At 48.5% G+C, this 309-nt stretch carries 1 pseudogene; it reads left to right on the plus strand.

From position 1 onward, the window contains the following. Positions 1-309, plus strand: a pseudogene (locus ACH63V_RS18165) (type I secretion protein); the annotation flags it as partial.

The following is a 309-nucleotide window of genomic DNA, read 5'->3' on the forward strand; positions in this document are numbered from 1 at the left end:
AGTTAACAGTGAAGGCAGACGCGGTTGACCGTAATGGCACACCGGTGAATGCAGAAGACAGTCTGGCAGACCAAGGTGGTTTAGACCGAGTAGATGGTTCAATTACAGTTGATGTGGATACTCAGGGCCATATTACAGGTGGAACGACTGATGTTGCACCGGGTAGTAACGTGACTTTGACTATTACAGGTCATGATCAAGCGGGTAATCCACTTGAACAACAAGTGACTGCAACGGTTCAGCCAGATGGTAGCTATACAGCAGAAGTGCCGGCAGACTTTGCTGATGGTGAGTTAACAGTGAAGGCAG

This window comes from Acinetobacter sp. ABJ-A23_2, from assembly GCF_044538765.1.
Classification (GTDB): domain Bacteria; phylum Pseudomonadota; class Gammaproteobacteria; order Pseudomonadales; family Moraxellaceae; genus Acinetobacter; species Acinetobacter nosocomialis_A.